At 72.5% G+C, this 12,897-nt stretch carries 10 protein-coding genes and 1 pseudogene; 4 read left to right on the forward strand and 7 right to left on the reverse strand.

Annotation, left to right across the window (positions count from 1 at the left end; genetic code table 11):
- Positions 1-38 precede the first annotated feature (38 nt).
- Together ACFCV8_RS05130 and ACFCV8_RS05135 are read right to left on the reverse strand one after the other, a co-directional pair.
- Positions 39-1,322 carry an MFS transporter gene (locus ACFCV8_RS05130; protein WP_376683867.1) on the reverse strand — a complete coding sequence of 428 codons (1,284 nt, stop codon included), beginning with the start codon at positions 1,320-1,322 and terminating at the stop codon, positions 39-41.
- 121 nt (positions 1,323-1,443) lie between these two features.
- The gene (locus ACFCV8_RS05135) at positions 1,444-2,064 is read right to left on the reverse strand and encodes an L-threonylcarbamoyladenylate synthase (RefSeq protein WP_376683868.1); all 621 of its coding nucleotides are present in this window, start codon (positions 2,062-2,064) and stop codon (positions 1,444-1,446) included.
- Between the two features lie 470 nt (positions 2,065-2,534).
- Between ACFCV8_RS05135 and ACFCV8_RS05140 the strand changes: the two genes are divergently transcribed.
- A complete protein-coding gene (locus ACFCV8_RS05140) occupies positions 2,535-3,398 on the forward strand; it encodes an LLM class flavin-dependent oxidoreductase (RefSeq protein ID WP_376683869.1) in 864 nt (287 codons plus the stop codon).
- Between the two features lie 29 nt (positions 3,399-3,427).
- Here the strand turns inward: ACFCV8_RS05140 and ACFCV8_RS05145 are convergent.
- Together ACFCV8_RS05145 and ACFCV8_RS05150 are read right to left on the reverse strand one after the other, a co-directional pair.
- Positions 3,428-5,127, reverse strand: a pseudogene (locus ACFCV8_RS05145) (IS1182 family transposase).
- Positions 5,128-5,345: 218 nt separating this feature from the next.
- The gene (locus ACFCV8_RS05150; RefSeq protein ID WP_376683870.1) at positions 5,346-5,978 is read right to left on the reverse strand and encodes a TetR/AcrR family transcriptional regulator; all 633 of its coding nucleotides are present in this window, start codon (positions 5,976-5,978) and stop codon (positions 5,346-5,348) included.
- A gap of 89 nt (positions 5,979-6,067) precedes the next feature.
- On the opposite strand from ACFCV8_RS05150, the gene ACFCV8_RS05155 reads away from it, so the two are divergent.
- From ACFCV8_RS05155 to ACFCV8_RS05165, 3 genes are all read left to right on the forward strand, one after another.
- The gene (locus tag ACFCV8_RS05155) at positions 6,068-7,501 is read left to right on the forward strand and encodes a purine-cytosine permease family protein (RefSeq protein WP_376683871.1); all 1,434 of its coding nucleotides are present in this window, start codon (positions 6,068-6,070) and stop codon (positions 7,499-7,501) included.
- Positions 7,502-7,612: 111 nt separating this feature from the next.
- The gene (locus ACFCV8_RS05160) at positions 7,613-9,244 is read left to right on the forward strand and encodes an amidohydrolase (protein ID WP_376683872.1); all 1,632 of its coding nucleotides are present in this window, start codon (positions 7,613-7,615) and stop codon (positions 9,242-9,244) included.
- The gene (locus tag ACFCV8_RS05165; protein WP_376683873.1) at positions 9,241-10,347 is read left to right on the forward strand and encodes a C45 family autoproteolytic acyltransferase/hydolase; all 1,107 of its coding nucleotides are present in this window, start codon (positions 9,241-9,243) and stop codon (positions 10,345-10,347) included. Before ACFCV8_RS05160 ends, ACFCV8_RS05165 begins: the two co-directional genes overlap by 4 nt.
- Before the next feature lie 63 nt (positions 10,348-10,410).
- Here ACFCV8_RS05165 and ACFCV8_RS05170 read toward each other — a convergent pair whose 3' ends face one another.
- The 3 genes from ACFCV8_RS05170 to ACFCV8_RS05180 all read right to left on the reverse strand — a co-directional run bounded on the left by ACFCV8_RS05170 (position 10,411) and on the right by ACFCV8_RS05180 (position 12,851).
- A complete protein-coding gene (locus ACFCV8_RS05170) occupies positions 10,411-10,791 on the reverse strand; it encodes a zf-HC2 domain-containing protein (protein ID WP_376683874.1) in 381 nt (126 codons plus the stop codon).
- Between the two features lie 145 nt (positions 10,792-10,936).
- Complete coding sequence (locus ACFCV8_RS05175; protein WP_376683875.1) at positions 10,937-11,638, reverse strand: response regulator; 702 nt, start codon at positions 11,636-11,638, stop codon at positions 10,937-10,939.
- Positions 11,610-12,851: a sensor histidine kinase gene (locus ACFCV8_RS05180; RefSeq protein WP_376683876.1), complete on the reverse strand. Its 1,242-nt coding sequence runs from the start codon at positions 12,849-12,851 to the stop codon at positions 11,610-11,612. Before ACFCV8_RS05180 ends, ACFCV8_RS05175 begins: the two co-directional genes overlap by 29 nt.
- Between the last annotated feature and the right edge of the window lie 46 nt (positions 12,852-12,897).

Consider the following 12,897-nt stretch of genomic DNA (forward strand, 5'->3'; position numbering starts at 1 on the left):
CGCCGGGCCGTTCCCGCACCAGGCGGCCCGAGGAGGCATCAGGAGGCGCCCACCCCGCTGTACCGGACCAGCTGGGGCACCCGGACCGCGAGGGTCAGCAGTACGGCGACGAGCAGGAGGCCGCTGAGGAAGGCGGTGGTCGCGACCCCCATCAGTTCGGCGGCCGCACCGAGCCCCAGCGAAGCGACCGGCATGACGCCGATGGCGAGTTCCTGGAGCCCGAGGGCGCGGCCGCGCACCTCGGGCTCGGTCGTCATCAGCAGCAGGGTGGTCTGGAGCACCCCGAACGACGCGCTCATCAGACCGATGCAGGCCATCAGCGCGAACGAGAGCGGCACACTCCGGGACAGCGCGAACAGGGACCACAGAGCGCCCCAGGCCGCCGTGCCGAGTACGAACAGGCCGCCCTTGAACGTGAAGTCGCCGAGCATGGCGATGACCAGGGACCCCACCAGACCGCCCAGCCCGCTGCAGGTCAGCAGCCAGCCCAGCCCCGCGGCGTCCAGGCCCAGGGCGTCCTTCGCGAAGACCGGCATGAACCCCTGGTAGACCGGCCACAGCAGGACGTTGGCCGCCAGCGTCACGAACAGCACGGCCGCGGTGAGCCGGCCGGCCAGGACGGCACGGAAGCCGCCGACGAGCATCCGCAGCACCGGCTCCGGGCGGCCCCGTTCCGCCTGGCCCGTACCGCGCAGCGGCCAGAGCGCGAGCAGGGACACCGCGTACCAGGTCGTGGAGATCCAGAGGGCGGCGGGCGCACCGAAGGCGCTGATCATCGCCCCGCCGATCGCCGGGCCGACGACCTGCGTCATGTTCATCGCCAGCGCGTTCAGCGCGTTGGCGTTGCTGAGGTTCTCCCGTCCGACGAGATCGAGGACGAGTGAACCGCGCGCGGGCTGGGACGGGGACTGTGCCAGGCCGATCGCCAGTCCCCCGGCGACCAGCGCCCCGTACGACACCTGGCCCGAGGACGCCATGGCCGCCACCACCACGACGGCGGCGAGCGCCCACAGGCAGGCGGCCATGAGCAGCCGCACCCGGTCGTACCGGTCGGAGAGCACTCCGGCGAAGGGGCCCAGGAGCATGGGGGCGAGCCGTACGGCGGTGAAGACGGCGAGCAGGAACTCGGAGTCGGTCGTGTCGAAGACCAGCCAGCCCAGCACCATGGTCTGCGTCCAGGCGCCGCCGTAGAAGAACAGGTTCGACACCCACAGCAGGCGGAAGCCCGGGCTGCCGCGCAGTGAGGCGATCGCCTGCCCCGCCCGCGACGCCCGCGGTTTCCCCGTTCCCGGCGACGCCTCAACCGGCCTTTCGCGTGACAACGCGCCCCTCCTCGTCCGACGACACCGAAAATGGTATACCGAATGCGCCGGGGCGGGCCGGCCGGGCCCTGCCGAGGCGCCTCGGCACGGTGCGCGGGGAGGCGGGGCGCGGGAGTGGCGGCTACTCGAAGCGGCTGACGTCGCCCGCGCCGCGGCGGACGATCTCCGGTTCGCCCTCGGAGAAGTCGATGACCGTGGTGGGCTCGGTTCCGCAGTCGCCGGAGTCGAGCACGGCGTCCACCACGTGATCGAGCCGTTCCTTGATCTCCCAGCCCTGGGTCATCGGCTCTTCCTCGTCGGGCAGGAGGAGGGTGCTGGAGAGCAGCGGCTCACCGAGTTCGGCCAGCAGGGCCTGGGCGACGACATGGTCGGGAATCCGCACCCCGACGGTCTTCTTCTTCGGGTGCAGCAGCTGGCGCGGCACCTCCTTCGTCGCGGGGAGGATGAAGGTGTAGCTGCCGGGGGTGGCCGCCTTGATCGCCCGGAACACGTCGTTGTCGATGTGCACGAACTGCCCGAGCTGCGCGAAGTTCTGGCAGACGAGGGTGAAGTGGTGGCGGTCGTCGAGATGCCGGATCGACCGGATGCGGCCGATGCCGTCGCGGCTGCCGATCCGGCACCCCAGCGCGTAGCAGGAATCCGTCGGGTACGCGACGAGCGCGCCGGAGCGGATGCTGTCGGCCACGCTGCTGATAGTGCGCCGCTGAGGGTTCTCGGGGTGCACGTCGAAGTATTTCGCCATTCGCGGAGTCTAGGGCCTTTCGTTTCGGTCGGGCCGGGTCGGCGAGCGGAGTCCGGTGCCGCGGTTCGCGAAGCCGAGGAGGGAGCCGGATGGAGTCTCTCCCGTTCGAGCGGAGCCAAGGGGCCGGGGAAAGGGTGTCGGCGAGTGCCGGCGACGCGGCGGGGCGCGGCACCGGGGGCATGCGAGCCCGGCCCGATCCGGACGCAAGACCTCGGGGGCGGGGTGGTTCGCGGCCCCCGGCGGATCGGCGACACTGTTGGCGAATCCGTGTCGGCGGTCACGCATTCCCCAGGCGGTGGACGTAGCAGCTACCGGGGCCCGCACGTGATGCGGAGCCCGACGGGTCAGTCTTGCCCGTCCAGCTCTGGTTCGGGGATCCTGATGCATCGTGCGCGGTCCGCAGCCTGCCGTGAAGACACCTGTATCCGAATCCGGTTGCTGCTTCGTGGTCAGCTGCGCATCCTGCTGGGATGCGCTTCTCCGTCAACATCCCGAACTTCGGTGACTTCGCCGACCCCCGTAACGTCGCGACGGCGGCAGCGGCCGCCGAACAGGCCGGCTGGGACGGGCTCTTCGTCTGGGACCACGTCCTGCACCGTCGGCACCAAGGGCGTCCCTTCGGAGATCCCTGGATGCTGCTGACCGCGGCCGCGCTGACGACCTCCCGGATCCGGCTGGGCACACTGCTGACGCCGGTCCCCCGTTACCGTCCGCAGCAACTGGCCCGCCAGGTGGCCACCCTGGATCACCTCAGCGGCGGCCGGGTGATCTTCGCCGCCGGCCTAGGCGGTCCGGTCGAGGACGAATACCGCAGCTTCGGCGACGCCGCCGAGCCACGCGTACTCGCCGAGCGGCTGGACGAGGGACTGGAGCTTTTGGGCCGCTTCTGGTCCGGCGAGGCGGTGAACCACCACGGTCGGCACTACGAGGTCCGGGATGTGGCGCTGCTGCCCGCCACCGCGCAACGGCCCGGTCCGCCGGTGTGGATCGGCGGGTTCTGGCCGCGTCGTGCGCCCATGCGGCGGGCAGCGCGGTGGGATGGCGCGGTGCCGCTCTTCGAGTCGGCCCGGCATGGGCATGTGCCAGACGCGGCGGAGGTACGCGAGCTGGTCGGTTATGTGCGCAAGCACCGTACAGCCGGGGCCGAGCGCCCCTTCGAGTTCGTGCTCGGCGGTGCCACGCCCCCGGACGCGGCGAAGGCCAGGGACGTGATCGGTCCCCTGCACGACGCCGGTGCCACCTGGTGGGACGAGCGACAGGTCCAGACCGGCCCCGACCTGGACCGCCTCCCTCCGGTGCTGCGCCGCATCGAGGCGGGGCCGCCGGTGGTCTGATCAGCCATTCGAGATTGTGCCGGGCGCGTTTAGCATCTTCCTGGGGAATTGTGACCGCGCTCGGAGGGCCGGAGGACTGCCAGGTGTGATGTGCGCGGGCGGGCTCGCGGGGTCTCGGTCCACCAGGCGTCGAGGCGGTGGAAGTTCATCGCGGTGGCGGCGAGCTGGTGCTGTAGCCGAGCCTTGGCCAGGCCGTGATACCGGCACCGACGCAGGCCGAAGGCTCGCACTCCCTGGGAGATCGTGCCTTCGATCCCGGCCCGGTGTGCGTACTGCTCCTTCCACTCCTTGGTGTCTTCCTGAGCCCGGGCCTGCTGGATCGCCTCATATTCCGCCTGCGGGCGGAGGGCGATCCGGCGGCCCATGTCCGACTTGTTGTTGGAGCGAGTGCACTGCTCTCGGACCTTGCGGGGACGGCAGGCGGCTGTCGGGAACCATGCCCGGACCACGGCCGCCCCGTACTGGGAGCGGTCTTCTCGCCAGTGGCTGGTGGTGGTGCCGTTGGGGCAGGTCACCCGCCTGTTGTCCCAGTCGATAACGAAGTCGGCCTGGGAGAAGCCGCCACCGTCCTTGGTCTGCCAACTGGCGGACGCGAGGATCGGGCCCACCAGGTCAACTTTGTGGTCCCGGCGGGCGGTGACTACTTCCCGGGCTGTCGCATAGCCGAGCCGGCGTCGACCAGGTGCCGGGCGGGCAGCAGGTCACGCTTGGCGAGGTGGTCGTGGATCGGGGCGACCAGGCGCACGTCCTGGACGGTGGAGTCGGTCGTGGCGACGTGCGTGATCAGGTTCGGGCCGTCCGGCTCGCAGGCCTCAGTGAGGTGGACCTTGTAGCCGTCCCGGAAGATGCCGTGTTTCACGCTTCCCCGCGCGTCGGTGTCGTAAGGCGTCACCAGCCGCTGCGCGCCCGGCGGGCAGTCCTTCAGGTCCCGACGACGGACCTGCCCGTCATCGATGAAGTACTGCTGAATCCGCATCTGCCGCAGGGTATGAACCCGCGGAAGCAGGCGCAGGGACGGAGGGGCGTCCGGTCCGTGCAGGGCTGCAAGCAGGCTCAGCCCGTCGGCGCCGATCTGCTCGATCAGCTCGGTCTGCTCGGTCTGCTTGGCCTTCCCTTTGGGCAGGCGGGTGTCTTCGAACCGGATCGCGTACCGGTCGAACCACTCAGGCGGAACCCAGTCGGCCGGCCACTCCGGCTCGCGGGTGGCCACGCTGTTCAGCGCGGCTCGCAGAGTCTCACCGAGCCGTACCAGTCCGTTGATCTGCCGCGCGGCGGCCAGCACGATTGCGGAGTCCGTGCGTGCACGGCCACCGGCCTTGAGTAAGCCGTGCTCCGCGGCGGCCTCAAGGACCCGGTCCAGGAGCTGGATCCCGGCGTCTCCGGCGATCAGCCGGTCCCTGAACTCGGTGAGCACCGAGTGATCGAAGCCCGGATCGACCAGCTCCAGCCCCAGCAAGTACTTCCAGTCCAGACGCCCGCGGACCGCGTCCGCGGCCTGCCGGTCCGACAGGCCCTCAGCGAACTGCATGACCGATACGAGCGCCAGCCTGCTCGGCGGCCACGCCGGCTTCCCTCTGGTCGGATACAGCCCGGCAAAGTCCGCGTCCGAGAACAGCTCGCCCAACTCGTCACGAATCCGCATGGCCAGACTGCCCTTCGGGAACGCAGCCCGCGCCACCCGGGCCGTTTCCTCAGGAACCCCATCGATCTTCCTGGCGTGCAACGACACCGACACCCTCCCCAAACACAACGTCGGCCTTCACAACCACAACGGGTCGTGAAGGCCGACGTCACGTTCAGCCACAGGATTCGCCAACAGTGTCGATCGGCGGGCGGGGGCGGGCGGCATCGGGCGCGGGGTGGCGCACGGGCGCGGGGTGGTGCGCGGGCGCGGGGTGGTGCGCGGGCGCGGGGTGGTGCGCGGGCGCGCGGGCGCGGAGGCCCACGTCAGGCGCGGTCGCGGAGGGAGGCGGGGGCGAGGCCGAGCAGGCGCTCGGCCGTCGCGATGGCCATGCCCTCCAGCACCGGATGGTCCAGCGGCGCGTCGTCGTTCGCGTACACACCGAGGCCGTCGACGGTGACCAGGACGTGCAGGGCCGCCCCGAGCGCGTCGCCGGTGGCGAAGATCCCGGCGGACCGCCCCTCCTCGATGAGTTCCGCGAGGGCGTCGCGGGTCGCGGACTCCTCGGCGCGCACCGCCTCACGGAGTCCTGGCCGGAACCTGCTGGCGTGCCGCGCGTCGAGCCAGAGGCGGCTGAGGTCGCGGTGGGCGCCGTCGGTGAGGCGTACGAGGAAGCGCGCGAGCCGCACGTCCGCCGCCAGTCCGCGTTCGGCGGGCGGCAGCAGCGACCCGCGCTCCTCCGTCGCCGCGTGCGAGAACGCCTCGCTCACCAGCCGGTCCGCAGCCGGGAAGTAGTGGCCGATGAGCCCCGGACGGACACCCAGCTCGTCCGCGACGCGGCGGAGCGTGACGCGCTCCAGCCCCTCCTCCAGAGCGATGACCGCCGCGGTCCGCAGAATCTCCGCGCGGCGCTCACCGGGCTGCTTGCGAGTTCGTACCGGCCGAGGTCTTGACGTCATGGGGGACACGCTATTGGATGTGTGACCAACATGCAGTTGGCCATTTGCCCAATAGTGGTCGACGGCCGGCGGAACGCGAGAGGCCCCCGATGACCACGACACAGACCGGCTCCTCCGCGAGCCCCCTGGACGAACCCGGCTCCGAGCGCGCGGGACACATCGAGACCCGGGGCATCGACCTGGTCCCTGAGGACGAACGCGGCGGCCGGCCGCGGCAGCTGTTCGCGGTCTGGGCGGCACCCAACGTCAGTTACCTGAGCTTCGTCGTCGGCGCCGCGCTGATCCTCATGGGCCTCACGCTCCCCCAGGCCCTCGGTGTGATCGCGGCCGGGAACCTGTTGTGGATCTGTACCGGCGTCCTCGCGGCGAGCGGCCCGGTCGCCGGGACGAGCGGGTCGGTGATCAGCCGCGCGTTCTACGGTGTCGTGGGCAACAAGGTGGTGCTGGTGGTGACCGGCTGGCTGATTGCCGCCGCCTATCTCGCGCTGAACTGGTCGGCCGCCTCCGTCGCCGGGATCGGCCTGGCGGGCCGGTTCGGCCTGCCGGACAACTCGGCCGTCGACGCGACGGTCATCTGCCTGATCGCCGGTGGCACACTGCTCATCGCGATCTTCGGACACGCGACGATCGTCCGTCTCTACACCGCCCTGAGCGTGCTGCTGACCGTGGTGTTCGTCGTCGTCACGGGGTACGTGCTCGCCCACACCGACTGGTCCTACGCACCGGCCGAGCCGCTCAGGGGCGGCGCGCTCGCCGTGGCTCTGGCCACCGGCTTCACCCTCATCGCCTCCACGCCGCTCTCGTACAGCAACAGCCCCGACCTCGCCCGCTATCTGCCGCGCGACAGCAGCTCGTTCGCGGTCGCCGGGTGGACGGCGCTGGGCGCGTACCTGCCGAGCACTCTCTTCACCATGGTCGGCGCGCTGGCCGCGACCACCCTCGACATGAGCGAGCCGGAGGCGGCACTGGAGAGCATCCTGCCGGGCTGGTTCATCCCCGTCTTCGTCATCGCGGTCGTCGTCAACACCATGACGAACAACGGCATGACGGCCTACAGCGCCAGCCTCTCCATCCAGTCGGTCGGCGTCCGCCTCGCCCGCATCCCCGCGGTTCTGATCATCGGGGTGCTCGGCACGGTCATGACGCTGTACGCGATCCTCGTCTTCGACTTCCTGACCAGCGTCCAGACCATGCTCCAACTGGTCGTTGTGGTGACCGGGCCGGCCATGGCGGTGGCCGTGTGCGACCTGCTCCTGCGGCGCAACCGCTACAGCGGGGCGGACCTCCTCGAACAGCGGCGCGGCGGCCCGTTCTGGTACCGCCGCGGTGTGCACTGGGCCGGATTCCTCGCCATCGTGACCGGCGGCCTCGTCTCCGCGCTCTGGGTGAACACCAGTTTCTGGGTCGGCCCGATCGCCGCGGCGCTGGGCGATGTCGACCTGGCGATCCCGTCCGGGATGATCACTGCCGCCGCCGTCTACCTGGCGGCGGCCCGCGCCCTCGGAACCGTCCCACGCGGCTGACCGACGCCGGGTCCGCACTCCGGACCCGGCCGCCCCGTCCGCGCCCCGTCCGCGCTCCGGACCCGGCAGGACACCGCATCCGCCCCCTCCGCAAGACCCGAAGGAAACCCTGTGCACGCCGACCTCATCGTGCTCGCCCAGCACATCGAACACCTGGCCGGGGAGGCCGCCGACACCTCCGCCGACGCGATCGCGATCACCGACGGCCGGATCGTCGCCGTCGGCACCGCGGCGGAACTCGACGCGTTCCGCGGCCCCGGGACGCTCGTCCACGACTTCCCGGGCGCCACCGTCCTGCCGGGACTCACCGACGTCCACGCCCACCCCGTGTGGGGGTCGATCTCCATCGGCAGCGGGGTGGACCTCTCCGGCGCCGCCACCCTGGAGGAGGTGTTCGCCCGCCTGGCCAGGGCGGTGGGCTCCGGGCCGGCCGACGAGTGGATCAGCGGTTACGACCTCGATGTGAACGTGTTCGACGGTGAACCGGCGGGCTCCGTGTTCGAGGAGCGCTTTCCCGGACGGCCGATCTCGCTGATGACCTCCGACGCGCACGCGCTCGTCGTCAGCCCCCGGGCGGTGGAGCTCGCCGGGCTGACCGGCCGGGAGACGTTCGGCGACGCGTCCTGCGTGGTGGCCGGACCGGACGGCCGCCCCACCGGCTACGTGGTCGAGCTCCAGGCGATGGACCTGGTCTTCGCCCACTACCCCGAGGTTCCGGTGGAGACGGCCGCCGGTTACGTGCGCGAGCAGCTCGAACAGCTCGCGCGCGGCGGGCTGACCGGGCTGCACGCGCTCGACTTCTCCGACCCCTCCGAGGCGGTGTACCGGTACCTGGAGGAGCACGGGGAGCTGCCGCTGCGCATCCGGTGCTCGCCGCTGGTCCCGGCCGACTCGCCTCCCGAGGTCTGGCGGGAGATCGCCGGTCTCCAGGGCCTGCGCGGGCGGCGCTGGCACGTCGAGGGCGCCAAGTTCATGCTCGACGGCACCGCCGACAACGGCACGGCCTGGTTCGAGCAGCCCGACATCCACGGCGAGAACCGCGAGCCGCTGTGGCGCGACACCCAGGCGTACCGGACGGCGGTGCGCTTCTTCGCCGGGCGCGGCATCCCCACCGCCACCCACGCGATCGGCGACCGGGCCGTCCGCTTCGCCCTAGACGTCATCGAGGAGGCGGGCCCGGCCGCCCGCGGCCCGCACCGCATCGAGCACCTGGAGTCCATCCCGGACGACCTGCTGGACCGGTTCGCCGAGCTCGACGTCGTGGCGAGCCTCCAGCCCGTGCACGGCACCCGGCACACCCGCGCGGACGGCTCCGACAACTGGTCCCGGCGCATCGGCCCCGAGCGCGCGGCCCACGGCTGGCGCACCCGCGACCTGCTGGACCACGGCGCCGTCGTCGCACTCGGCTCCGACTGGCCCATCGGCCCCGGCGATCCGCGGATCGGCCTGGCCGACTGCCAGCTGCGCCGCCCGGTCGAGGAGTCCGGCGCCGCACCCGTCCAGCCCGGACAGGCCGTCACCGCGCGCGAGGCGTACGCCGCGATGACCACCGCCGCCGCGTACGCCGCCGGGGCCGGGGCCGAACTGGGGCGGATCGCCCCCGGCTGCCTCGCCGACCTCACCGTCTTCGCGGCCGACCCGCTCCGCCTCGCCCCCGAGGCACAGCCCGGCAACACCGTACTCGCGACGGTCGTCGGCGGTGCCGTACAGCTCCACCCGCACCACGCGAAAGGACAGTCGTGACCACGACGCCGATTCCCCGCCCCGCACACCGCCGTCACGTCGAGGCCACCGGCGCCGACCCGCGCGCCCGCGGCACCGCCCGCGGCGAGCGGCTGCGCGATGCGCTGCCCGCCGCGATCGACACGTACGACCGGCTCTTCGCGCTCGGCGGGATCTCCCCCGCCCGGGTGCGCGAGGACGCCGAACGCGCCCTCGACGACATCGGCCGGTTCCGTCCGGGCGCCCGTGCCGAGATCGAGGGCATCGCCCATGGCTCCGGCATCGACACCTGGCGCATCGGCGCCCTCAACGCGCGCACCGAGATCCTGGCGCGCAGCGCGACCGTGCCGCCCGGCGAGTGCACCACGCTGGTGCGCCGGACCACCGGGGCCGGCGGTCCGGCGCCGCGCACCTTCGGCGTCCAGACCTGGGACTGGCACGTGGAGCTGAGCGGTGCCTGGCACACCCAGGAGATCCGCGGCGGCCGGCACGACGTCGTCGGTCTCACCGAGGACGGCATCCTCGGCAAGATCGGGATCAACAGTGCCGGTCTCGCCCTGCACTTCAACATCCTCGGGCACGTCCGCGACGGCGTGGGCGGCGTCCCCGTGCACGTGCTCGCGGCGATCGTGCTCGAAGAGGCGGGCAGTGTCGCCGAGGCCGTCGAGCTGGTGCGCTCCGCTCCGCTGGCGTCGTCCGGTTCGTTCGCGCTGTTCGACGGGGTGGACGCGGTGCTGCTCGACCTGAGCCCGGTCGGCGTGTTCCCGGTCCCGGCCGAGAACGGCACGCTCGTGCGTACCAACCACTTCCTGACCCCGGAACCCGCCGCAAACGAGAAGACCTGGCTCTACCAGCCGGACTCGGGCGAGCGCCACGACTTCGTCCGCGATCGTCTCGGCCGGGGGCGGGGGCCTGCCACGCCCGAGGAGCTCGCCGGGCTGCTGGTGACGGGCGACGGCGAGCCCGCGGTGACCTGTCTGCCGGACCTGGACAAGCCGCTCGGGCAGCGCTGGGCCAGTCTGGCGACGGTCGCCCTGGACCCGGCGACGCGTACCGCCCGGATCCTCGACGGCACACCGGCGGACATCGGCTCGCGCGACTGGCGCGTGCTCACCGCCGCCTGACCGGGTCCGCGCCCGCCCGTGGCCCGGCGGGCCTGCCCGGGCGGGCGCCGCTCGGGGCGCCGCTCAACCGGTGCCCGCGTACGAGGCGGTCTTGCTGACCCACTGGGAGAGCGTGATCTGCCGGGCCGTGGCCCGCTCCGCGCCACGCCGCTGCACCGGGCCGTCGCTCCCGCCCGGCCCGGCCGCGGCGCCCGCGCGGCGCTCGCGGCCCTGGCCGTGGGCGAGGGCCTCGCACAGCAGGGTCAAATGGGCCGGAACCGCCGCGGGGCGGACGTGCTCCGCACGGCAGGCGGCGCAGGCCGCCAGGTGGGCGCCCACGGCACGCGCCTCGTCGGGAGCGAGGGTCTCGGGCGCGTTCGCGGCCAGCTGTTCACGGATCGTGCGGCATTCCTCGGCAACGGGCTTCCCGCCGGACATCTCGGTCGGGCTGTGGGCTCCGGTCATGGCGAAACCTCCGTTCATGGCCCCACCCTCCCTCCACGAGGGCCCCCGGCACATCGTCCGCACACAGTGATTCGCGACTACCACGGCTGCGGTATCCGGTGCGCCGGAGTACTGCCGCCGCCGGGCGCGGGCGCCGTGCCACCGCTCAGGCGGGCACTTCCGGGCCGCTCGGGCTCACCAGCCCGCACTGGTAGGCGGCGACCACGAGCTGGGCGCGGTCCCGGGCCGCCAGCTTGGTCATCGCCCGGTTGACGTGCGTCTTGGCGGTCAGCGGACTGACGAACAGGCGGTCGGCGATCTCCTCGTTGGACAGGCCCAGCGCGGCGAGCGCCGTGACATCGCGCTCCCTCGGCGTCAGACAGGCCAGCCGCTCGTGCACGGCCACCGGGCAGGGGTCCGGCTGGGCCAGGAAACGTGCGATCAGGGCCCGGGTCGCGGTCGGCGACAGCAGGGCCTCGCCGCCCGCGACCGTACGCACGGCGTCCAGCAGTTCCTCCGGCCGGGCGCCCTTGCCGAGGAAGCCGCTCGCACCGGCCCGCAGCGCCTCGGCGACGTGCTCGTCGTCCTCGAAGGTGGTCAGGACGAGCACCTTGACCCCGGCGGCCCCGTCCGCTCCGTCCACCCCGTCCGCCTCGGTGATGAGCCGGGTGGCCTCCAGGCCGTCCATCTCCGGCATGCGGATGTCCATCAGGACCACGTCCGGCTGCTCGGCAGCGGCCAGCTCGACCGCCTCGCGCCCGTCGGAAGCCTCGCCCACGGTCTCCATGTCCTCCGTGGCGTCGAACAGCATCCTGAAGGTGCCCCGCAGCAGGGCCTGGTCATCGGCAAGCAGTACGCGAATCGTCATGCCCGTCCCTTTGATCCCGTGCCGGTCCGGGGCGGGATCGGCCGGGGCGCAGCGGCAGTTCGGCCGTCACCGTGAATCCGCCCTCGGGGCGTGGTCCCGCGTGCAGCCGGCCGCCGATGGCGGCGGCCCGTTCACGCATGCCGATCAGTCCGTGACCGGCGCCCGGATGCGGACGGCGCGGTCCGGCGGACCCGTCGTCCTCGACGGTGATCGTAAGGCGTTCGCGTCGGTAGTGCAGGGACAGCCGGGCGTGGTCTGCCCCGGCGTGCTTGCGGACATTGGTCAGGGATTCCTGGACGATGCGGAACGCGGCGAGGTCGACGGCCGGGTCCAGTGGTCCGGCGTCGCCGCGCCGGGTGTGGCTGACGGACAGCCCGGCGCGTTCGAAGGAGGCGAGCAGGGCGGGCACCTGGGCCAGGCCCGGCATGGGGGCGCGGGGGGCCACCGGGTCGTCGGACTGCCGGAGCAGGCCCACGGTCACCCGTAGTTCGTCCAGGGCGGAGCGGCTGGTGTCACGGATGTCCTCCAGTGCCGTGAGGATCTGTTCCGGCCGTTGGTCCACCAGGTGGACGGCGACGCCCGCCTGGGCGTTGATGAGAGCGATGTGGTGGGCGACGATGTCGTGCAGCTCGCGTGCGATCCGGACCCGTTCGGCGGCCACGCGCTGCTGCGCCTCCTGCTCACGGGTGCGCTCCGCGTGCTCCGCCCGTTCCTCGACGGCCATCACGTAGGCGCGGCGCGAGCGGACGCCCTCGCCCACGGCGACCGGCAGGGCGGTCCAGGCCAGCATCGCGAGGGTGTCGGGTTCCAGCCACGAGCCGGTGGTGCTCGTCGTGGCGGCGACCAGAACGGCAGCCGATACGGCGGCCGCGGTCCAGGCGGTGCGCCGGTCGGTGCGCACCGCCACGGTGTACACGGAGACCAGGACCGGGCTCGACACCAGTGGGCTGTCGCGGACGCCGAGCAGCTGGAAGATCACGCCGCAGCCGGTGGTGACGGCCAGTACGCCGAGCGGGTGGCGGCGCCGCCACATCAGCGCGGCGCAGCCGATCGCCGCCACGAGCACGGTGGGCCAGCCGACCTGGAACGTGCGCCGGTGCGGGTCGACCGAGGCCGCCACGACGGACAGCACGAACAGCACCACCGCGCGTGCCGCGTCCGCCGCGAGCAGCCGGGCCGGTCCGCCCGGCCGCCACACATTGATCATGGCCATTCCCCCACGGTAGGGGCGGGGAACGAATCGGGCATCGGCAGCGCCG

Origin of the sequence: Streptomyces sp. NPDC056347 (assembly GCF_042262625.1) — a bacterium.
Taxonomy (GTDB): Bacteria; Actinomycetota; Actinomycetes; order Streptomycetales; family Streptomycetaceae; genus Streptomyces.

Coding starts and splice junctions, on each gene's coding strand:
- ACFCV8_RS05175 (WP_376683875.1), bottom strand. CDS start 11,638: ATGACGATTCGCGTACTGCTTGCCGATGACCAGGCCCTGCTGCGGGGC.
- ACFCV8_RS05135 (WP_376683868.1), bottom strand. CDS start 2,064: ATGGCGAAATACTTCGACGTGCACCCCGAGAACCCTCAGCGGCGCACT.
- ACFCV8_RS05155 (WP_376683871.1), top strand. CDS start 6,068: ATGACCACGACACAGACCGGCTCCTCCGCGAGCCCCCTGGACGAACCC.
- ACFCV8_RS05170 (WP_376683874.1), bottom strand. CDS start 10,791: ATGACCGGAGCCCACAGCCCGACCGAGATGTCCGGCGGGAAGCCCGTT.
- ACFCV8_RS05150 (WP_376683870.1), bottom strand. CDS start 5,978: ATGACGTCAAGACCTCGGCCGGTACGAACTCGCAAGCAGCCCGGTGAG.
- ACFCV8_RS05140 (WP_376683869.1), top strand. CDS start 2,535: ATGCGCTTCTCCGTCAACATCCCGAACTTCGGTGACTTCGCCGACCCC.
- ACFCV8_RS05180 (WP_376683876.1), bottom strand. CDS start 12,851: ATGGCCATGATCAATGTGTGGCGGCCGGGCGGACCGGCCCGGCTGCTC.